Source organism: Rhodococcus sp. 15-725-2-2b (assembly GCF_002259075.1).
Classification (GTDB): Bacteria; Actinomycetota; Actinomycetes; order Mycobacteriales; family Mycobacteriaceae; genus Rhodococcoides.
In genome coordinates this window covers 146,634-167,341 of the sequence record NZ_NPFL01000010.1, presented here as the reverse complement: position 1 = coordinate 167,341, position 20,708 = coordinate 146,634, and the positions used below count along the sequence as shown (strand labels likewise).

22 protein-coding genes are annotated in these 20,708 nt (G+C 64.9%); 15 read left to right on the top strand and 7 right to left on the bottom strand.

Annotated features, from left to right (window positions below; genetic code table 11):
- Positions 1-34: 34 nt before the first annotated feature.
- The gene (locus tag CH306_RS29050) at positions 35-172 is read right to left on the bottom strand and encodes a hypothetical protein (RefSeq protein ID WP_176460599.1); all 138 of its coding nucleotides are present in this window, start codon (positions 170-172) and stop codon (positions 35-37) included.
- 198 nt (positions 173-370) lie between these two features.
- Between CH306_RS29050 and CH306_RS12935 the strand changes: the two genes are divergently transcribed.
- From CH306_RS12935 to CH306_RS12910, 6 genes are all read left to right on the top strand, one after another.
- Complete coding sequence (locus CH306_RS12935) at positions 371-1,165, top strand: DUF1206 domain-containing protein (protein ID WP_052049233.1); 795 nt, start codon at positions 371-373, stop codon at positions 1,163-1,165.
- A gap of 262 nt (positions 1,166-1,427) precedes the next feature.
- Positions 1,428-1,892: an SRPBCC family protein gene (locus CH306_RS12930; protein WP_094646880.1), complete on the top strand. Its 465-nt coding sequence runs from the start codon at positions 1,428-1,430 to the stop codon at positions 1,890-1,892.
- 88 nt (positions 1,893-1,980) lie between these two features.
- Positions 1,981-2,250 (top strand): GlsB/YeaQ/YmgE family stress response membrane protein, encoded by a 270-nt coding sequence (locus CH306_RS12925; RefSeq protein ID WP_045198755.1) that lies wholly within the window; start codon positions 1,981-1,983, stop codon positions 2,248-2,250.
- 133 nt (positions 2,251-2,383) lie between these two features.
- Entirely contained in the window at positions 2,384-3,100 is a 717-nt protein-coding gene (locus tag CH306_RS12920; protein WP_094630900.1) for a phosphatidylserine decarboxylase, read from the top strand.
- Between the two features lie 8 nt (positions 3,101-3,108).
- Positions 3,109-3,963, top strand: coding sequence for a CDP-alcohol phosphatidyltransferase family protein (locus CH306_RS12915; protein ID WP_032394133.1), 855 nt, complete (start codon positions 3,109-3,111; stop codon positions 3,961-3,963).
- Between the two features lie 59 nt (positions 3,964-4,022).
- Positions 4,023-6,200, top strand: coding sequence for an AAA family ATPase (locus CH306_RS12910; protein WP_094646812.1), 2,178 nt, complete (start codon positions 4,023-4,025; stop codon positions 6,198-6,200).
- A 53-nt stretch (positions 6,201-6,253) separates the two neighbouring features.
- On the opposite strand, the gene CH306_RS12905 is transcribed toward CH306_RS12910, so the two are convergent.
- Together CH306_RS12905 and CH306_RS12900 are read right to left on the bottom strand one after the other, a co-directional pair.
- The gene (locus CH306_RS12905; RefSeq protein WP_094646811.1) at positions 6,254-7,006 is read right to left on the bottom strand and encodes an isocitrate lyase/PEP mutase family protein; all 753 of its coding nucleotides are present in this window, start codon (positions 7,004-7,006) and stop codon (positions 6,254-6,256) included.
- 62 nt (positions 7,007-7,068) lie between these two features.
- Positions 7,069-7,479: an NUDIX hydrolase gene (locus tag CH306_RS12900; RefSeq protein ID WP_329955499.1), complete on the bottom strand. Its 411-nt coding sequence runs from the start codon at positions 7,477-7,479 to the stop codon at positions 7,069-7,071.
- Between the two features lie 235 nt (positions 7,480-7,714).
- Between CH306_RS12900 and CH306_RS12895 the strand changes: the two genes are divergently transcribed.
- From CH306_RS12895 to mnhG, 6 genes are read left to right on the top strand one after another with little or no spacing between them, the layout of a single operon-like run.
- Complete coding sequence (locus CH306_RS12895) at positions 7,715-10,564, top strand: Na+/H+ antiporter subunit A (protein WP_032393776.1); 2,850 nt, start codon at positions 7,715-7,717, stop codon at positions 10,562-10,564.
- Positions 10,561-11,184: a Na(+)/H(+) antiporter subunit C gene (locus CH306_RS12890; RefSeq protein ID WP_094646810.1), complete on the top strand. Its 624-nt coding sequence runs from the start codon at positions 10,561-10,563 to the stop codon at positions 11,182-11,184. The genes CH306_RS12895 and CH306_RS12890 overlap by 4 nt, the downstream gene beginning before the upstream one ends.
- Positions 11,181-12,824: a Na+/H+ antiporter subunit D gene (locus CH306_RS12885; RefSeq protein WP_032393774.1), complete on the top strand. Its 1,644-nt coding sequence runs from the start codon at positions 11,181-11,183 to the stop codon at positions 12,822-12,824. Before CH306_RS12890 ends, CH306_RS12885 begins: the two co-directional genes overlap by 4 nt.
- 2 nt (positions 12,825-12,826) lie before the next feature.
- Positions 12,827-13,468, top strand: a complete 642-nt coding sequence (locus tag CH306_RS12880) for a Na+/H+ antiporter subunit E (RefSeq protein WP_373453493.1) — start codon at positions 12,827-12,829, stop codon at positions 13,466-13,468.
- Positions 13,465-13,722: a monovalent cation/H+ antiporter complex subunit F gene (locus CH306_RS12875; protein WP_032393772.1), complete on the top strand. Its 258-nt coding sequence runs from the start codon at positions 13,465-13,467 to the stop codon at positions 13,720-13,722. The genes CH306_RS12880 and CH306_RS12875 overlap by 4 nt, the downstream gene beginning before the upstream one ends.
- A gap of 19 nt (positions 13,723-13,741) precedes the next feature.
- Positions 13,742-14,083 (top strand): monovalent cation/H(+) antiporter subunit G, encoded by a 342-nt coding sequence (gene mnhG / locus CH306_RS12870; protein WP_032393771.1) that lies wholly within the window; start codon positions 13,742-13,744, stop codon positions 14,081-14,083.
- Between the two features lie 9 nt (positions 14,084-14,092).
- Here the strand turns inward: mnhG and CH306_RS12865 are convergent, their stop codons facing one another.
- The 4 genes from CH306_RS12865 to CH306_RS12850 all read right to left on the bottom strand — a co-directional run bounded on the left by CH306_RS12865 (position 14,093) and on the right by CH306_RS12850 (position 16,979).
- Positions 14,093-15,223, bottom strand: coding sequence for a glutamate--cysteine ligase (locus CH306_RS12865; protein ID WP_230596607.1), 1,131 nt, complete (start codon positions 15,221-15,223; stop codon positions 14,093-14,095).
- Between the two features lies 1 nt (position 15,224).
- Positions 15,225-15,935, bottom strand: coding sequence for a superoxide dismutase[Cu-Zn] (gene sodC / locus CH306_RS12860; protein ID WP_045198742.1), 711 nt, complete (start codon positions 15,933-15,935; stop codon positions 15,225-15,227).
- Positions 15,936-16,048: 113 nt separating this feature from the next.
- Positions 16,049-16,582: a LytR C-terminal domain-containing protein gene (locus CH306_RS12855; RefSeq protein WP_230596606.1), complete on the bottom strand. Its 534-nt coding sequence runs from the start codon at positions 16,580-16,582 to the stop codon at positions 16,049-16,051.
- Positions 16,583-16,640: 58 nt separating this feature from the next.
- Positions 16,641-16,979 carry a DUF3263 domain-containing protein gene (locus CH306_RS12850; RefSeq protein ID WP_032393769.1) on the bottom strand — a complete coding sequence of 113 codons (339 nt, stop codon included), beginning with the start codon at positions 16,977-16,979 and terminating at the stop codon, positions 16,641-16,643.
- A gap of 262 nt (positions 16,980-17,241) precedes the next feature.
- Between CH306_RS12850 and CH306_RS12845 the strand changes: the two genes are divergently transcribed.
- The 3 genes from CH306_RS12845 to CH306_RS12835 are packed head-to-tail and all read left to right on the top strand — an operon-like array spanning position 17,242 to position 20,708.
- Positions 17,242-17,844 carry a peptide deformylase gene (locus CH306_RS12845; protein WP_032393768.1) on the top strand — a complete coding sequence of 201 codons (603 nt, stop codon included), beginning with the start codon at positions 17,242-17,244 and terminating at the stop codon, positions 17,842-17,844.
- A complete protein-coding gene (locus CH306_RS12840) occupies positions 17,841-18,782 on the top strand; it encodes an N-acetylglutamate synthase, CG3035 family (RefSeq protein ID WP_441347019.1) in 942 nt (313 codons plus the stop codon). Before CH306_RS12845 ends, CH306_RS12840 begins: the two co-directional genes overlap by 4 nt.
- A 51-nt stretch (positions 18,783-18,833) precedes the next feature.
- Complete coding sequence (locus tag CH306_RS12835; protein ID WP_094646808.1) at positions 18,834-20,708, top strand: ATP-dependent nuclease; 1,875 nt, start codon at positions 18,834-18,836, stop codon at positions 20,706-20,708.

Genomic DNA, 20,708 nt, shown 5'->3' with positions numbered 1-20,708 from the left:
GAATGGGAGGCAAGCAGTCCTGGAATCAGTGGGGTCAGATTCGGCCGCGCCTGATCAGATCGAGCTCCTGCGGGGTGAGGAGTCGTTCGAGCTTCTCGGCGGGCCAGGTGCGTGGGCTGCCGCTCATCCTGGCGGTCTTCAACAGCGGGAGATCTCTGCTGGTACGACGCATTATCGACTGTAATTTCACGGTGGATCACTCCGAACAATTTCTTCGTTGGTCCCGACACTCCGCTTGCTACATCGATCAGTGTCCGCCCGGTGTTAACGCCTCGGTGGGATCTCGTGCGGCGTTTCGCAGCTCGAGACAGTTTCCTCGGTCCTCACTCGGGGTAAACGAGAGCCCCAATCTACTGATCGGGGAACGATAGTGAACACGTCGGGAAATGTGGCCAGTTCCGTACAGAACAACGGAGCATTCGAGAAAGCGGCGCGAGCCGGCCATTTCGTCAGCGGAGTGCTGCACATTCTGATCGGATACATCGCGGTTCGGTTGGCATTCGGCCAGGCAGGTAATGCAGACCAGTCCGGTGCACTCGCCGAATTGGCCGACAAGCCCGGCGGGAGGATTGCGCTCTGGGTGGCGGTGGTCGCTTTCGTGGCGCTGGCGCTGTGGCGCATCGTCGAAGCGATCGTCGGCAAGAAGTCCGACGCCGACGCAGGCAGTGCGATGGACCGTCTCAAGGCTGCCGCGCTGGCCGTTGTCTACATCGCGTTCGCTTTCTCGACCTACGGCTTCGCTACCGGCTCGGGCAAGTCGAGCGGGCAGCAGAACGCCGGCTGGTCGGCCCGATTGATGGAATCCGGCGGCGGCAAGCTCGTGCTCATTGCTGTCGCGCTGGTCGTCATCGGCGTCGGCGGATACCACGTCTACAAGGGCGTTTCGAAGAACTTCCTCGACGATCTCGAAGGCCACCGGAGCGGGGCCGTCGTCAAACTCGGCATCGCCGGATACGCCGCGAAGGGCACTGCCCTCGTCGGAGCCGGACTCCTCGTCGTGGTGGCCGTTCTGCAGTCCGATCCGTCGAAGGCCACCGGCATCGACGGTGCCCTCAAGACCCTCGGCTCACAGCCCTACGGTCAGGTTCTGCTGATCCTCGCCGGAGTGGGCATCGCGCTCTACGGGCTCTATGCCTTCGTACTGGCTCGCTTCGCTCGCATGTGAGCGGGAGTGGTGCCTGCGGAACGACCCCAGGTGAGCGGGAGTGGAGCCTGCGGAACGACCCCAGGTGAGCGGGAGTGGAGCCTGCGGAACGACCCCAGGTGAGCGGGAGTGGAGCCTGCGGAACGACCCCAGGTGAGCGGTACTTCGTAGTGGGCTACGAATTTCTGCTCACCTACGTGGTCGATTGTGTCCGTTGACACATAGGATGCGCACGATTGAGTGTGACATTCAGTTGCATCTACTCACTATCAGGAGGCCCACGTTGAGCAAGACTCTCGAAGCCACGATCGACATCGCCGCGAGCCCCGAGACCGTATGGTCCATCGTCTCGGACCTGCAGCGCATGGGTGAGTGGAGCCCGCAGTGCAAGAAGATGAAGGTCTTCGGCGGACCGGTCGGCAAGGGCACCAAGACGCTCAACGTCAATCGCAAGGGGATGCTCGTCTGGCCCACGACCTCCAAGGTCGTCACCTTCGAGCCCAACCGTGAACTCGCGTTCCGCGTCGTCGAGAACAAGACGATCTGGTCCTACACCCTCACACCGACTGCGACCGGAACGACCGTGGTCGAGAAGCGGCAGGCACCCAGCGGCACGTCGGCGGTGTCGTCGTTGCTGGTCAAGCGTGTCCTCGGCGGCATCGACGAGTTCGACGTCGAACTCGTCGAGGGTATGAACAGCACCCTGCGCCGCATCAAGGTCGAGAGCGAGAAGCTGGGAAAAAAATAATTCTTCTCAGGAAGGTTTCAGGTTTGTTTCCCTCGGGCATCCGACGTTTCGACAAGCAAACGACACGAACGGAAAGTGGGGGCAACACATGTTGGGTCTCGGATTCATCGGCTGGATCATCATCGGCGGACTCGCAGGGTGGATCGGCAGCAAGATCATGAAGACGGATGCTCAGATGGGCATCATCCTGAACATCGTCGTCGGCGTCATCGGTGGCCTCATCGGCGGATACCTGCTGAAGGTCTTCGGCGTCGATGTCGAAGGTGGCGGACTGATCTTCAGCTTCATCACCTGCATCCTGGGCGCAGTCATCCTGCTGTTCCTGGTCAAGCTCGTGACAGGTCGCAGCCGCGTCTGATCGACTCGCAGCTCCCGACTGCCGGGGCACCTCACGTACGCTGTGAGGGCCTCGGCAGTCGTGCTTTCACGCCTCGATTGCTTCCGGCATCACGACCTGCCGACACCTGTCCGACGAAAAGTTAGAGGAGACCGTGGCACGCCGTCCCGCCCCGATTGGTCAACCGCCCCGCACCGGAGCGGCTCACATCGTCGACCTGGTCCGTGAAACGGTTCCACCGCTCCACCCCGCAGGCCTGCCGTTCGTCGGTGGTCCGCTCGCCGTCGCCGTTCTCGGCCGCCGATCCAAGTGGGTTCGCAACGCCGGCCTCGTCGCCGCCGGAGCCTGCGCCACCTTCTTCCGCCACCCGTCGCGGGTGCCACCGAACCGCCCCGGCGTCGTCGTCGCTCCCGCCGACGGCCTGGTCACCCTCGTCGACACCGCCGTCCCGCCCGCCGAGCTCGATCTGGGCTCGCAGCCGGTTCCGCGCGTGAGCATCTTCCTCTCGGTTCTCGACGTGCACGTCCAGCGCGTTCCCGTCGCCGGTCGAGTGGTGGAGGTCGTGCATCGCCGAGGCCAGTTCAAGTCCGCAGACCTTGCCGAGGCCAGCGAGGTCAACGAGCGCAACAGCATGCACATCAGGACCGACTCCGGTCAGGACGTCGCCGTCGTGCAGATCGCCGGTCTCATTGCTCGACGCATCATCAACAACGCCAAGGTGGGCGACGCCCTGTCGATCGGCGACACGTACGGCCTGATCCGATTCGGTTCCCGCGTCGACACCTACTTCCCCGCGGGCACCACACTGCTGGTCGAACGCGGTCAACGCGCCGTCGGCGCCGAGACGGTCCTCGCCGAGCTTCCACAGTAGAAACCGACATGATCACCAGACGCGCCAAGCCGCCTGCTGCCATTCGTCTGCTCCCATCCGTCGTCACGATTCTCGCGCTGTGCTCGGGCCTGTCCGCGGTCAAGTTCGCCCTCGACGGGCAGCTCGGCACTGCGCTCGCCATGATCGGTGCCGCTGCGATACTCGACGCGTTGGACGGCCGCATCGCTCGACTGCTCGACGCCACCAGCAAGATCGGTGCCGAACTGGACTCGCTGTCCGACGCCATCTCGTTCGGTGTGGCCCCGGCTCTGGTGCTGTACGTGACACTGCTCGAGGGCAGCAGCGGCGGCTGGATCGTCGCACTGGTCTACGCCGTGAGCATCGTGCTCCGTCTCGCGCGCTTCAACACTCTGCTCGACGAGGACGACACGCCTGCCTACGCCCGCGAGTACTTCACCGGAGTTCCTGCTCCCGCCGGAGCGCTCATCGCCATGGCACCGATCGCGGGCTTCGAGCAGTTCGGTGACGGGTGGTGGGCCTCGTTCTACGTCGTCGCCGGGTGGTCGATCCTCACCGCCGGTCTGATCGTCAGCCGAATCCCCACGTTGGCGCTCAAGACGGTCTCGGTGCCGCCGCGGCTCGCCGCGATCCTGCTGGTGCTCGTCGCGCTGCTCGCCGCCGCGCTCATCACCTTCCCGCTGATCCTGCTGATGGGCTTGGTGCTGGCCTACCTGGTGCACATCCCGTTCGCGGTGCGCTCGCAACGCTGGACTGCCGCGCGCCCGTACACCTGGGACGCCAAGCCGGCCGAGCGCCGCGCAGAGCGTCGGGCCATCCGACGCGCACCGGGCAACAATCGTCGGTCGCAGGCTCGTCTGGGACTGCGTCGACCTCGCAGCTAGTGTCTCGCCGCCTACTGCAGGGAGTGGAGCCCGCGGAATGACCCCAGTAGGTTGGGTGTGTGACCGAATCTCGCTCGACGACGCCTGAGCTCGTTCTCACCGCCCGCCTCAACACCTCGGCCGCCGATGCCCGACGCGGCGTCGTGCGCCTGCATCCGGAAGTTCTCGCGGCGCTGGGCCTGAGAGAGTGGGATGCCGTGTCGCTCATCGGTTCTCGTCGCACGGCCGCCGTCGTCGCGGCGGCACCCGACGGATCGCCCCAGGGCACCGCACTTCTGGACGACGTCACGCTCTCCAACACCGGCCTTCGCGAAAATGCTTCTGTCGCAGTCGGACCCGTCACCGTCTACGGAGCCAGAACCGTCACGGTGACAGGCTCCGCGCTCGCCACCGGTTCCATCTCCGACGCCACCCTGCGCCAAGCGTTGCTGGGCAAGGTGCTGACGGTGGGCGACACGGTCTCGCTCCTCCCCCGCGATCTCGGACCCGGCACCTCGACCACATCGGCGACGCAGGCGCTGTCGAGAACGTTCGGGGTTGCGTGGACAACCGAGCTGTTGACGGTCTCGGCCGTCGACCCGTCGGGTGGGCCGGTGAGTGTGCAGCCCAATTCGGCGGTCGGGTGGGGCTCGGGCACCGTCACCGCTGCACAGCCGCAGGCCGCGTCGCGTCCCGCGCCGAAGTCCGCAGCACCGCCGGTGAGCGCAGCGGATCTGGTGGGAGTGAGCGTCCAACAGTCGAAACTCACCGAGTGGCTACGGCTGGCGTTGGACGAGTCGGAGTTGTTGGCGACGCTGGGCGCATCACCGCATCTGGGAGTGTTGATCACCGGACCGGGCGGGGTCGGCAAGGCGACGTTGGCGCGCGCGGTCATCGGAGAACGCGCATGCGTCGTGCTGGACGGACCGTCGATCGGCGCGCTCGAGGCCTCGGCTCGGGTGGATCGGGTCACCGCGGCGGTCGACGAACTCGCCGGCTCCGGGGTTCTGCTGATCACCGACGTCGACGCGTTGCTGCCCTCCGTTCCCGAGCCGGCGTCCACGTTCGTCCTGGATGTACTGCGTCGGGCCGTCGACACTCCCGGTCTTGCCCTGATCGCGACGACGGCTCATCCGGAGGCAACTGATCCCCGGCTGCGTGGTCAGGACCTCTGCGATCGGGAGCTCACCATCACCCTGCCCGACGCGTCGGGCCGCAAGGGATTGTTGGAGCATCTGCTGCGCAAGGTTCCGCAGGGCGACGTCGATCTGACCGAGATAGCTTCACGGACACCGGGTTTCGTGGTCGCCGATCTGGCTGCACTGACGCGGGAGGCGGCACTGCGGGCGGCGGCTCGCGCATCGAACGATTCGGCCGCGGCCTCGTTGACGCAGGACGATCTGGTGGGCGCTCTTCAGGTGATCCGTCCACTCTCGCGATCGGGTAGCGAAGAACTGGCCATCGGCAGTCTCACGCTCGACGACGTCGGCGACATGGTGGAGACCAAGCAGGCACTCACCGAGGCGGTGCTGTGGCCGCTGCGTCACCCGGATTCGTTCGCGCGCTTGGGAATCGAGCCGCCGCGAGGAGTTCTGCTGTATGGCCCGCCCGGCTGCGGCAAGACGTTCCTCGTGCGGGCGCTGGCCAGTTCCGGGCAGCTCAGCGTGCACTCGGTCAAGGGCGCGGAACTGATGGACAAGTGGGTGGGATCCTCGGAAAAGGCTGTGCGAGAACTGTTTCAGCGTGCACGCGATTCCGCTCCCTCGCTGATCTTCCTGGACGAGGTGGACGCGCTCGTCCCCCGACGCGGCCAGAGCTCGGATTCCGGCGTCGGCGACCGAGTGGTCGCGGCGCTGCTGACCGAGCTCGACGGCGTCGAACCGTTGCGCGACGTCGTCGTGCTCGGGGCGACCAACCGACCCGATCTGATCGATCCCGCACTGTTGCGCCCCGGCCGCCTCGAGCGCCTGGTGTTCGTGCCGCCGCCGGATTCCGATGCCCGCGTTGACATCCTGAAGGCATCGGGCAAATCGATCCCGCTCGCCGAGGACGTGGATCTGGAGTCGCTGGCGCGAGATCTCGACGGCTACTCCGCGGCCGACTGCGCGGCCTTGCTGCGTGAGGCCGCGTTGACGGCGATGCGTCGGTCGATGGATGCGGCCGACGTCACCGCCGCCGATGTCGCCGCCGCTCGGGCGACGGTGAAGCCGTCACTCGATCCCGAGCAGGTGGCGCATCTGCGGGCCTACGGGTCGTGAACGGAAACTCGTAGCAGGCTACGAAGTTCTGCTCACCTGCGGCGAAGCCGCTCTCACTTCCAGCGGCCGAGGATCTCCTCTGCCCGCTTGGCCAACTCCATCTGGAAGATCGGTCCGAAGCTGATGCGACCGACACCGAGGGATGCGAAGTGCGACAGATCGCCTTCGGCCGGGTTGGCGATGGCGTTGATGGGCAGCGGAAGTTCCTCGGCGAGACGCTTGTAGTCGGCGTCGTTGTGGAATCCGACGGGGTAGAGCGAATCGGCTCCGGCCGCGGCAGCCAGCTTCAGGCGCGCGATGGCGCGGTCGACGCGGTCGCTCTCGTCGCCGATCGCCTTGACGAACAGGTCGGTGCGGGCGTTGATGACCACGTGTACGTCGGTGGCGTCGGACGCGGCGCGCAGTGCTCCGACGAAGTCGGCGTGTTCCTGCGCTTCGCGCAGGCGTCCGCCTTCGCTGTGCACGGTGTCCTCGATGTTGAGGCCGACGGCTCCGACGGAGATGAGGCCGTCGATCAGTCGCTTGGGGTCCTCGCCGTAGCCGGCTTCGATGTCGACCGACAGCGGCACGTCGACGGCGGCGGAGATCTGCGAGATGCGGGCGAGCAGTTCGTCGAAGGTCATGCCTTCGTTGTCGGGCTTGCCGATGGAGTCGGCGACGGGGTGGCTTCCGACGGTCAGCGCGGTGAAGCCTGCGGACACGGCCAGATTGGCGGACCAGGCGTCCCACACGGTCGGCAGTACGACCGGGTTTCCGGGCTTGTGCAGCTCGAGCAGGGTGGTGGCTTTGTCGGACAGGTTCGTCATCGGGACTCCTCAACGGTGGCCGGTGGAGAACGTTCGTTCTCTCGGTTCCCAACGTACCCGCTTCAGTCGATCAAATCGAGCGCTCTCATCCGGTCGAACACCATCAGTGATCCCGGAGCGACGTCCGGCATCGCTGCGTACTCGTCACGGGTGAAGTACCTGATCTCTGCGATCTCGCTGGTCGGCGTCGGCTCGTCGGCCAGATCGGCGAGGAAACACGTGAGCTCGAGTGGGGTGCCCGCCGGGTGCCCCCATGCCTGACACTCGAACACCCCGAGCAGCCGGGCACCCGTCACCGACGCGTCGAGCTCTTCTCTGATCTCCCGATGGAGGGCTTGCTCGGGTGTCTCGCCGGGGTCGATCTTTCCGCCCGCCATGTAGAACGCGGATTTGCCGGCCGATCGCGTCTGGATCATTCGGCGATTCCGGACGTACGCCAGCCCGGCGGTCCGAATGATCCTCGATCCGCTCACGACAACGCGCTCCCCTCGACCGGAGTCACCGCGACCGTTATGTACCGCTTGGCACGCGTCCGACCACGCAAAGTAAAGTGGACATCGACAACTCACGGCTGCCGTTCGGCAACCGGTTCGTACTTCTCAAAGCCTCACATCGAATTTCACACGGACTTCGCACACCCTACTCATCGCCGCCCTACGACCACCGCTCGGTTTGACCGCCGATGCGACCGAGACGACGGAGTGACTTTTGCTCGCCATTCTTCTTGCGCACGCCGCCGCCGCGCTGCTCGCGCCGCTGCTGGTCCGGTGGTGGGGTCGCAATGCCTTTTTCCCCCTCGCGCTCGTACCTCTGCTCAGCCTGATCTGGGTGTTCGGCAACTGGGGAACCGAACAGAAGCTCGACATCGAATGGGTCCCGGGCCTGTCGATGAACATCGACATGCGATTCGACTCGCTCGCCGCCATCATGTCGCTGCTGGTCCTCGGAATCGGTGCCCTGATTCTGCTCTACTGTGCGCGCTACTTCGAGGACGACGAACCTCGGCTCGGGCTGTTCGCCGCCGAGATGGTCGCGTTCTCGGGTGCGATGTTCGGCCTCATCACCAGCGACAACATGCTGGTGCTCTACATCTTCTGGGAAATCACGACGGTCCTGTCGTTCCTGCTCGTCGGTCACTACGCCGAGCGTGCCTCGAGCAGACGCGCAGCCACTCAGGCGCTGCTCGTCACCACCGCGGGTGGCCTGGCGATGCTGGTGGGCATCATCATCCTCGGCCAGGTCTCCGGTACCTACAACCTCTCCGAGCTGGTCGCGAACGCGCCGGGCGGTTGGTTGCCCGGTGTCGCGATCGTGCTGGTCCTGATCGGTGCACTGAGCAAGTCGGCCATCGTGCCACTGCACTTCTGGCTGCCAGGAGCCATGGCCGCACCGACGCCGGTGAGCGGCTACCTCCATGCCGCCGCGATGGTCAAAGCAGGCATCTACCTGGTGGCGCGCCTGGCCCCTGGGTTCGCCGATTCCGGCCCGTGGCGCGCCACCGTGATCAGCCTCGGACTGCTGTCGATGATCCTGGCCGGTTGGCGAGCTCTGCGGGCATTCGACCTCAAGCTGATCCTCGCGTTCGGAACCGTCAGTCAGCTCGGCTTTCTCATGGTGTTGGTCGGCATCGGTTCGGAGAAGGCGATGCTCGCCGGCCTGACGATGGTGATCGCGCACGCGATGTTCAAAGCGGCGCTGTTCATGGTCGTGGGCATCGTCGATCACACCACCGGCACCCGCGACATCCGCAAGCTCGCCCACCTGGGCAAGAAGGCTCCCTGGCTCGCCGCGATAGCGGCGCTGGCCGCGGCCAGCATGGCCGGACTCCCGCCGATGCTCGGGTTCGTCGGCAAGGAGACTGCGTTGTCGGCCGTGATCAGCACGCCGACGCTCGATCCCATCGTCGCGGCCGTCGTCGTCGCGGGCCTGGTGATCGGCTCGATTCTCACGGTCACCTACAGCATCCGATTCGTCTGGGGCGCATTCGCACGCAAGCAGCTCAAGCGTCCGAGTCCGTCGGTCAGGGCGATGCATGCACCGTCCGCACTGTTCCTGGCTGCACCTGCTTTCCTGGCGGTTCTCGGCGTGATCGCCGGATTCGGATCCTCGATCGTCGACCGCATCGTCAGTCCCTACGCCCGCACCCTCCCGTCGTACGGCCAGGAGCCCTACCACCTGGCCCTCTGGCACGGATTCAACCTTCCGCTCGCGCTGACGGTCGTCGTCGTCACCGGCGGTGTCGGGCTGTTCATCGCCCACCGGGTCGTCAACCGGCTCAAGTTCGAGCATCCCCCGCTCGGCAATGCAGACCGCATCTACGACAACGTGCTCAAGTACATGGATGCCCTGTCCATCCGCCTGACCGGCACCACCCAGCGCGGTTCGCTCCCCCTCACCCAGGGCACGATCCTGCTGACTCTGGTGCTGCTGCCGATGATCGTGTTGCTCGTCGGCCAGGACTCCGGCCTGGACTACACCCTGTGGAACACCCCGTTGCAGCTGGTCATCGGTGTGATCATGATCGCCGGTGGTCTCGGGGCCACGGTGATGCGCAACCGCCTGGCCAGCGTCATCCTCGTCGGTCTGACCGGCTACGGCTGCGGCGTCATCTTCGCCATTCACGGCGCACCGGATCTGGCACTGACCCAGTTCCTTGTCGAGACTCTCACCCTCGTGGTGTTCGTGTTGGTGCTGCGCAAGCTGCCGGCCGAGGTCGACGATCGGGGCTCGGCCGGTTCGCGCGGCCCCCGCGCCGTGCTGGCCGTCGCCGTCGGAGCGACCGTCAGTGTGCTGGGCGCATTCGCGATGAACGCCCGAAACACCGCCCCGGTGTCGCTGCTCCTGCCGGACGCCGCCTACGACCTGGGCGACGGCAAGAACGTCATCAACGTCATCCTCGTGGACATCCGCGCCTGGGACACCCTCGGCGAGATCTGCGTTCTGCTCGTCGCGGCGACGGGCGTGGCCAGCCTGGTCTTCCGCAACCGCCGGTTCGGCAGCGCTCCGCGGGTGTCCGACGCCCCCGCATCGTCCTCGGATGCGAATTTCGCCGCGGAGACGACGTGGTTGCTCGGCGGCGATCTGATCGATCCGCGACATCGCTCGTTGATTCTCGAGGTCACGACGCGATTGATCTTCCCGACGATCATGGTGCTCTCGATCTACTTCTTCTTCTCCGGCCACAACGCCCCCGGCGGCGGTTTCGCCGGTGGCCTCACCGCCGGACTCGCGCTGGTGCTGCGGTACCTGGCGGGTGGGCGCTACGAGCTCGGCGAGGCAGTGCCGATCGACGCCGGCAAGATCCTCGGTCTCGGGTTGATCTTCGCGGCCGGTACCGCGGTGGCGTCGATGTTCCTCGGAGCGCCTGCGTTGTCCTCGGCGACGTTGGAGGTGACGTTGCCGATTCTCGGCGACATCAAGTTGGTCACCGCATTGTTCTTCGACCTCGGTGTGTATCTCATCGTGGTCGGATTGGTACTCGACGTGCTCCGTAGTCTCGGCGCCCGTCTCGACGCACAGGTGGAAATGCAGAGCCAAGGCCGAGTGAGCGCCCCATGACCGCAGATCTCGGAATGCTGATCATCACCGGTGTTCTCGTCGCATCGGGTGTGTATCTACTGCTCGAACGCAGCATCACCAAGATGCTGCTCGGGCTGCTGTTGTTCGGCAACGGCGTCAATCTGCTGTTGCTGACCGTCGGCGGGCCCGCGGGGGCACCCCCCATCGTGGGTCGCGACAACGCCGTCAATCAGGAGATGGCCGATCCCCTGGCCCAGGCGGTGATCCTGACGGCGATCGTCATCACGATGGGTATCGCCGCGTTCGTCCTGGCGCTGGCGTATCGGTCGTTCACTCTCAACACCAAGGACGACGTGGAGAACGACCCCGAGGACACCAAGGTCTCCCGGCGTCGCTCGATGGCCGAGGCCCCCGACCGCGACCGCTCGGACGACCCGGTGACGGGCGAGCCGAGCTTCGGCGGCGACGCGTTCGACTCGAAGGGCAACCCGATTCCGATCGAACAACTCGTCAATCGCGAGGACCTCGAATGCTACGAGGACCTGCACGACGGTGATTTCGACAACGACGACGACGATCCGCAGGTGCGCGGGCTCGACGGAATCGACACAGCCGAGAAGGACGACAGCAGGCCACAGAAGAAGGGAGACGAACAGTGACGATCTCCCCAGGAGTGATCGACGTTCTGACTCCGCTGCCGGTACTGATTCCGATGTTGGCGGCGGCGCTGACTCTGGTGCTGGGTCGACGTCCTCGCGCTCAGCGTTTCATCACCCTCGTCGCGCTGACCGCTGTGGTCGCCATCTCGTCGGTGATGCTCTACCTCGCCGATCGCGACGGCACCAGCGCACTGCAGGTCGGCGGCTGGGACTCCCCGCTCGGCATCTCCCTCGTGGTGGACCGCCTGTCGGCGATGATGCTCGTCGTCTCGTCGATAGTCCTGCTGGCCGTCATGGTCTACTCGATCGGTCAGGGCATCCGCGACGGCAGCGAGAACCAGCCCGTCTCGATCTTCCTGCCGACCTACCTCGCGTTGACCGCAGGTGTCTGCAACGCGTTCCTCGCAGGGGACCTGTTCAATCTGTTCGTCGGCTTCGAGGTGTTGCTCGCGGCGTCGTTCGTGCTGCTGACCCTCGGCGCGAGTGCGGACCGGGTACGCGCGGGCGTGTCGTACGTGATGGTGTCGATGGTGTCCTCGCTGATCTTCCTGATCGGCATCGCGCTGGTGTACGGCGCAACCGGAACGCTGAACCTGGCCCACATCGCGGTACGGATGGACGACATCAACCCAGGAACGAGGACCGCGATCTTCGCCGTCCTGCTGGTCGCGTTCGGCATCAAGGCCGCGGTGTTCCCACTCTCGACGTGGCTGCCCGACTCCTACCCCACCGCCCCGGCACCGGTCACCGCCGTGTTCGCCGGCCTGCTGACGAAAGTCGGTGTGTACGCGATCATTCGCGCCCACACCCTACTGTTCCCCGACGGCTCGCTCGACAACGTACTGATGGTCTGTGGCCTGCTGACGATGCTCGTCGGCATCCTCGGTTCCATCGCACAGAGCGACATCAAACGACTGCTCTCGTTCACCCTCGTCAGTCATATCGGCTACATGATCTTCGGCGTCGCGCTGTCGACGCAATCGGGACTGTCCGGCTCGATCTACTACGTCGCCCACCACATTCTGGTGCAGACGACACTGTTCCTCGTCGTCGGTCTCATCGAGCGTCAGGCCGGCTCGTCGTCTCTTCGACGCCTCGGCGGTCTGGCTGCGGCCAGCCCGGTGCTGGCGATCGTGTTCCTGGTGCCGGCCCTCAATCTCGGTGGCATTCCGCCGTTCTCGGGCTTCATCGGCAAGGTCGCACTGCTGCAGGCCGGTAGCGAGCAGGGCAGCGTGTTGGCCTGGTTGCTCGTCGCGGGCGGAACGGTCACCAGCTTGCTGACGCTGTACGTCGTCGCCCGTGTGTGGACCAAAGCGTTCTGGCGTGCTCGCGCCGACGCCCCCGAGGGCGACCTGGCGGACAACAGCCCGTCCGCGCTGCTCGACGACTCCTCGGACATCGCGTTCGGTGATCGCGAGGACGTGGGCCGGATGCCGGCCTTCATGCTGATCCCGACGATCGGGCTCGTTGCCGTCGGCTTGGCCATGACGGTGTTCGCGGGCCCCATCATCGACATCAGTGATCGCGCCGCGGCCGACCTTCGTGATCGATCGGTGTACATCGATGCGGTGCGCGGAGCGGAATTCGTCGGAGATCAGGCCGCCGAGCAGGCTCGCGGAGACGAGGAAGGCACTCGATGAAGATGAACCGCTCCCTTCTGCTACGCGTGTGGACTCTCGCGTGGTTGACCGCCATCTGGGTTCTGTTGTGGGGCAACGTCTCTGCCGCGAACATCCTCGGTGGCATCGCGGTGGGACTGCTCATCATGGTGCTGCTGCCGTTGCCTCGCGTTCCCGTCGAGGGCCGCATCCACGTGTTCTCACTCGTCAAGCTGGCCGTCGTATTTCTCTACTACGCAATGGAATCGAGCTTCAGCGTGGCCTGGCTGGCCATCCGGCCCAAGGCTCCACCGGTCACCGGGGTGCTGCGCTGCCGTATCGCGATCAAGTCCGATCTGGTGCTCACCCTGTTCGTCGACGCGATGAATCTCGTGCCCGGCACCATGGTGCTCGAAATCGACCGGACCAGACGCCTGCTCTACGTGCACGTGTTGGACATGGGCACCCAGAAGGCCGTCGACGGTTTCTACGCCTACGTACGAAACATGGAGAAGCTCTTCATCGCCGCGTTCGAGCGAGACTCCGACTGGAAGCCGAGCCCGTTGCACTTCCAGGAGTACCAGCAGTACCACGGAGTGCTCGGCGACGATCCGATCCCGGTCGATTCGGACGCGCCTCGGGACGACAAGAAGACCGACGACAAGAGGAAGGGGGACTGGTCGTGACCGTCGTACTGGCGATTGCCGGAGCCCTCCTGATCGGTGCCGCGATTCTCACCGCGTACCGATTGCTCGACGGACCGAGCACGCTCGACCGTCTCGTCGCGATGGACACGATCCTCGCCGTCTCGATGTGCGGTCTCGGCGTGTGGGCCGTGTACAGCCGCGACACCACCCTCGTACCGGCCATCGTCGCGCTGTCACTGGTCAGCTTCGTCGGGTCGGTCAGCATCGCACGATTCAGGGTGAGGGACGAATGAACAACACTGTGAGGGACGAATGAGCACCGTAGCCCAGGTCATTTCTTCCGTCTTCATCCTGTTCGGAGCCCTGCTCGCCTTCACCGCGGCGGTGGGCATCGTGCGCTTTCCCGACACCCTCTCGCGGATGCACGCGGCCACCAAGCCACAGGTGGTCGGGCTGATCATGGTTCTGATCGGGGCCATCATCAGCCTGCGCGGCAACGTAGACATCTGGATGCTGGTGCTGGTGGGCATCTTCACCCTGGTCACCGCTCCGGTCATCGCGCACACGGTCGGCCGCGTCGCCTACCGCGAACAGCGCGGCCGCGACGGACTGCTGATCGTCAACGAGATGGAACCGAACGAATCGGACCAGTAGGCGAGCGGATCAGGATCGGAGGTCGGTGACCAACGATTCGACGACGGCTCGCAGGTCGCCGCCCGATTGCGCGGCCACCGCCCGCTGACGTTGGTACGACGCCCCCCGCCGGGGAATGTCGGCCACTGCTGCCAGTTCGTCGACGCAGTTCAGTCGGACGGCCGTCGGCGTCAGCTTCTCGAGCAGATCGTGCAGATCGTCGGTGACCAGCCGTTCGTTGCTGTCGGAGTCGAGGATGATCTCGGCATCGAGGCCGTACCGCGCGGCCCGCCACTTGTTCTCCTGCACGTGCCACGGCGGTATCGACGGCAGGGTCTCCCCCGCTTCGAGACGTTCGTCGAGATGGACGATGAGGCAGTGTGTCAACGCGACGAGAGCCGCGAGCTCCCGCTTCGTCGACGCCCCGTCGCACACCCGAACCTCGATCGTGCCCCACTTGGGAGCAGGACGGATGTCCCAGTGCATGCCGCCGAGTTGCTCGATGACGCCGGTCTTGAGCTGATCGCGGACGAATCCCTCGAACTGCGACCAGTCCTCGAACTGGAACGGCAGACCGGCCGTCGGCAGCTGCTGGAACATCAACGCCCGATTGCTGGCGTAGCCGGTGTCGTTGCCCGCCCAGATCGGCGAGGACGCCGACAGCGCCAGCAGGTGCGGGTACTGCAGCAGCAGCGAGTTGAGAATGGGAAAGACCTTGTCGGGAGACGACACACCCACGTGCACGTGCACACCCCAGATCAGCATCTGCCGACCCCACCACTGGGTACGAGCGATCAACTCGTCGTAGCTCGGAGAACTGGTGAGCTGCTGGGTGGACCACTCGGCGAACGGATGAGTGCCCGCCGAGAACAGATCGATTCCCAATGGGTCCGCGGCGCGCCGCACCAATTCCAGCGAGCCGCCGAGGTCCTCCATGGCCTCCCCGACGTTCTCGCACACTCCGGTGACGAGTTCGACGGTGTTGCGCAGCAGTTCCTTGGTCACCCGCGGGGTGTCCCCGGCGAGATCGCGGACGCCGTCCATGACCGCCTCGGCAGAGTTGACCAGGTCCCGCGTGTTCTTGTCGACCAGCGCGATCTCCCACTCGACGCCGAGCGTCGGGCGCGGTGAACTCGCGAAGTCGATCCGGGGAGCGTTCAAACTACTGCAGTACCGCGCATGCCGCCCGCGAGCCGGCGTCGCCGGTCATCAGAGTCGTCATGTCCGGCACAGCGGCACCGTCGGGCAGGGTGTATCGCGGCGGGATGTTGGCGAAGTTGTCGGCACCCTCGTGCACGATCACCGAGGTTCCGGCACCGTCCGCACGCAGATCGTCGAGTGTGATCGCGTCGGTGGTGGTGACGAGCATTCCGGTGCCGTCCTCGCCGACCTGGATGGACGTCAGATCACCGCTGGCCGGGTGCTCCGTGCGGCCGTCGACCTGCAGGTGACCACCAGCGGACAGGAACGCGCCCGGATCTCCACCGGTCGGTGCCACGGAGTTCGGCTCGCAGGCGGCGACGGCATGGACGTGGAAGCCGTGGAAGCCGGGGGTCATGCCCTCGACCTCGGCGGTGACGGTGAGCTTGTCGCCCTCGGCCGCGAACGAGACCGTGCCCACCTCGGCACCGCCGGCGTCGCGCAGTGTGCCCTCGATGGTGTCGCCGGAGCCCGACTCGGCCGGGCCGTCACCCGCCACGGCTTCTGCCGACGGATCGGCCTCGCCGGTCCAGACCGGAGGGACGGTTCCGGGGACATCGGACGGAACCTCGCCGTTGCTGCAGGCGGAGAGCCCGAGCGCCGCGATCGCGAGGACCGGGGCCACGTAACGCAACGATCGGGTCGCAGCAGTGCGTCGCTTGAACATGTCCATCGGAAATCGCTCCTCTTTCAGGCAGTTTCGCCGGGCTCGGAAATGATAACGTGCCGACCGATTCAGCCGAATCGGGCACGGAAGTCGATGCTGTGCAACTGGCCGCTGCAGGACTACTGAGTCACGATGACGACGACGCCTGCCGTGGATTCGAGTGAGGTCGGCTTGGGTTCGGCCGGGACTCCGAGCTGCGTGGCGATCGTCTGCGCGGCCTGTTCCTCGCCTGCGGCGGTGCCGTAGTACACCGCGGTCTGAGCGAACTGGGCTTCGCTGAAGTTGCCGGTCTCGGCGACGGTCCATCCCTCGGCGGTCAACGTACTTGCGGTGCCTGCCGCGAGACCGGAGATGTTGGAGTTGTTCAGAACCCGCACCTCGACGTCGGCGGGGGTGCCCGAGGTGGTGGTGGTCGGCGCGCTGCTGGTCGTCGCGTCACCTGCCGGTACCTGAGCCGCCGGAGCCTGTGCGGTGGGTGCTACCGCAGCCGGTGCACTCGTCGTCTCGGCGGCGGGCTCGGCGGCCGAGTTGTCGGAATCGGAACCCGTCAGCGACAACGCGCCGATCGCCGCGAACAGAATCGCGAGCGAGATCAACACCATGGCCAGGGCACGGAGTGGTGGCCCGGTCTGTTCCGGGTTCGGGCTGCTCACGTAGTCGACCCTAGCCGACCGTCGACGGCGACCCAGCACACGGAACTCGAGGACCTGCTCAGACGTCGAACCCGAGTCGACGTGCCGCACGAGCCTTCTGCCGACTCGCACGCAACCGGCGCAGGCGCTTGACCAGCATCGGATCAGCGGCAAGTGCCTCGGGACGATCGACCAACGCGTTCAGGATCTGGTAGTAGCGGGTTGCCGACATGGAGAAGAGTTCCTTGATGGCCTCTTCCTTCGCCCCGGCGTACTTCCACCACTGCCGCTCGAAGGACAGGATGTCGTGCTCTCGTCGACTCAGTCCGTCCGCACCGACCTCGTTCGGATCCTGTGAGCCGTCCGAACTTCCCGGTTGCTGAGACTGGTTCGAGTCACGCGCTGCTGCGCCGTCCATCCCACTCCTCGACTTCTCGACTTCCTCGGGTCTGCAAGATCACCCACCCGGAGAAATCTGCTTCCCTCAGCACTGCCGGCACCCAAAGGAGCACCGACCGAATTACACGGTTGTACTTCGGGGATCATTCAACCACGTTCGACGGCTCGAGCACGGCTCCCGCGAGGTACCGGCGCGTGGCGTGTTCCATGTGCTCGACCACATGCAGCAGGCACTCGGGTCGTTCCGCAGGCTCCACTCCCGCCCACTATCCTTCACAACCATGGCAATTCTTCCCATCCGGATCGTCGGCGATCCGGTGCTGCACACCGCAACCGCACCCGTCACCGAGTCACCCGCCGAGCTGGCCGAGCTGATCGCCGACATGTACGAGACGTTGGCCGCCGCGAACGGCGTCGGTCTCGCCGCGAATCAGGTGGGCGTCGGCAAGCGTCTGTTCATCTACGACTGCCCCGATCAAGGCGAGGACGGCAAGATCTTCCGCCGCCGCGGCGAGGTCGTCAACCCGGTGCTCGAGACGTCGGAGATTCCGGAGACGATGCCCGATCCCGATGACGACGACGAGGGCTGTCTGTCCGTCCCCGGCGAGCAGCACCCCACCGGGCGCGCCGAGTGGGCCAGGGTGACCGGTACGGACGCCAAGGGCGATCCCGTCGACATCGAGGGCCGCGGCTTCTTCGCTCGTATGCTCCAGCACGAGGTGGGTCATCTCGACGGTTTCCTCTACACCGACGTGCTCATCGGACGGCATGCGCGGGCGGCCAAGAAGGCCATCAAGCGCGCCGGGTGGGGCGTGCCCGGACTGAGCTGGACACCCGGCACGGTGGACGACCCGTTCGGCCACGACGACGAGGACGACGACTGACCGTCCCGGTGGGTACGCGGGTGATGCTTCGCTATCGGTTGCCACCCGGCCACACCCACCCGATGACGGACGTGATCGGTGAACTGGTGTCCAGCGACGCCGGCGCGGTCTCGGTGCGCGGCCGGGACGGCACACTGGTTCAAGTTGCCGCCGACCGAGTCGTGGCATTGAAACCCCTGGCGCCCAAGCCGATTCGAACCTCGGAGATCCGTTCGCTCGAAGCCGCCGCTGCCGACGGCTGGCCGGGCGTCGAGCGGGAATGGATCGACGGCTGGCAACTGCGTTTCGGTCACGGGTTCACCGGCCGCGCCAATTCGGCCGTGCCGCTCGAGCCCGGAGCGTCGACGACACCAGAGACGCTGGCGCGCATCACAGCCCGATACGCCGCTCGCGGATTACCGCCGACGCTCGCCCTTCCCGATCGCCTCGGCACTCCCCCGGCGGGTTGGTCGACGTACAACGAAAGCGCCGTCATGGCGGCAGACATCTCCGATCTCGTTCTACGCGAGGGTGACTCGGCGATCACCGTCACCTCGGAACCGTTACGACAGTGGTTGGATCGCTTGTACTACCAGGGCCGCGCGGCTCCCGCGGGCGCAGCGGAGGTGGTCTCGGCGGTTCGGGGCGGAACCCTCGGTTTCGGGATGATCGGCGCGCGCTCGTCGTCGGCAGCCGCGGTCGGTCGCGCCGCGGTGACCACCGCCCCGGACGGTCGCTGCTGGGTGGGACTGACCTCGCTCTGGGTCTCCCCGGATCATCGGCGCAACGGGCTCGGCACCCTGATGTGCGGAGAACTGGTGCGCTGGGGACGCGAGCACGGCGCGACGCACGCGTACCTGCAGGTGGCCGTCGAGAACACCGAGGCCGTTGCCCTGTATCGAGATCTGGGATTCGTGGATCACCATCGCTATCGCTATGCCCGGCAAGCGCCACAATGACACTGGAAGCGACGTCGTGTGGCAGGATCCTGGTTTGGGACGGGGGGCAGGTTGTACGAATCGCAGGACGACCAAGCGTTGCAGAATTTGCTCGCGGCCAAGAAACTGGAACCGTACGTCAGGCACGTACGATTTCCGCACTTCAAGAATCTTGAACCGATGCTGCAAATCGAGTTCACACATCCGTTGACAGCGTTGATCGGCCCGAACGGAACAAATAAGACAAGTATCTTGCGGGCGATCGAGGGTTCCACCGATTACGTCGGCCTTGGCGCAACCATGTTCAACACCGATTTGGATCCCATCGGTAACGAACGCCAACAAGTGGTCCACGGCTACCTCTCGATCGGATACGGGAAGGTCGTCGAAGCGATCAAGGCTCGTATTCAGGCCAAGGGTGCCAAATCGGCGGGTCGCACACTTGATCCCGACTACTTCGAGCCCTCTCGGCCGATAATTTCTGCGGGGATGAGCCCGATGCCGTCGGATGCGGCCTATCCCGAAGGCAGCCCTGACCGAACCCGCACCCGCTGGAAGGCGATCGACAAGAAGGTTCTCTACCTCGATTTTCGCACCGAAATTTCGGCGTTCGACAGATATTTTCATCACGGACCGTCCGAGAACGACAAGTCGAATCAACAACGCAAGGACCGTATTCGCAAGTGGTCCAAGCGACTTGCAGCAGCGTTCGATTCACGACTCGCATCCGATGTCTATTTCGGTACAGAACGGATTTTGTCTGGGCCGTTCGAGGCGACATCAGCTGAACTCACGGCGATCTCGTCGATACTTGGACGTTCCTACAGCAGAATCGACTTCATCGAGCACAACTACTTCAAGCCGACCGGACTGGACAGTCCCGGATGGACCATTCGGATGGTCAGTGGCGAACTTCGTTACTCGGAAGCATTCGCAGGTAGTGGTGAGTTCGCGATCACGATGATGGTCCGTCAGATACTGCAAGCCGCGCCGGCAACTCTCATCCTTCTCGACGAACCGGAGGTCTCGCTTCATCCTCGCGCCCAAAACGCGCTGCTCGATTTCATCCGTCAGCAAATCAAGGAAAAACGTCACCAGGTAGTTCTTGCCACCCACTCACCGGAGATGATTCGTACCCTTCCGGCAACAGCAATAAAAGTACTCGACCTGAATCCTGCTTCTGGAAAGGTGTTCCTTACCTCTCAGTCCACGGAACCTCGCGATGCCTTTATTCGCCTTGGGATCGAGACCGACGACCTCCTCTCGATCTATGTTGAGGATCAACTCGCGAAGAAGCTGGTAGAGCGCGCAATTCGACCGATCGCAGCGGAGGCTAAGCGAAGGTTGAGGATAGTTCCGTTGGGGGGCGCATCCAACATACTTGTTCACTTCGTTCCGATGATGGCCAAGTCTCACCAGAGTCGAAGTCTCGTGTTACTTGACGGTGATCAGAATCGTGGGGCGATTCCGCTGCCGAATACGATCGCCATCTCGGACTACGGCAGCACTCTCCGGGCCCTCTGCGACGGTGACCCCAAGCTCTTGGTGGACGGCGGTGATGATCCGAGGACCCGAACGAGGAAGGTCGAAGCAGAACAAATTCTGCTTCGGTGGATGCACCATCACGTCCGCTACTTGCCAGGATCCGATTGCCCCGAGGTCCTGCTAGCCGAACTCGCGGAACTCGAACCCATCTACTCCAGTAGCGATAATCCAGGCGTTCGGGCCAAGGAAGCAAAGGCGTTCTGGAGGACACGAACGAGCGATATGCTCGATCTAGAAAGCGGCGCGCATCCGCAAGCCCACCAGATCGAGGCGCACCAGGAGCAAGTGCTGGCGACGGTCAGTACCTCCCACCCCGCCTTGAATGAGATACGAGCCGTTGTGACCTCATTCCTCGATCAGCCCAGCTCGGCCAACGCGAACACCGAACCCAAGGAGCGATGA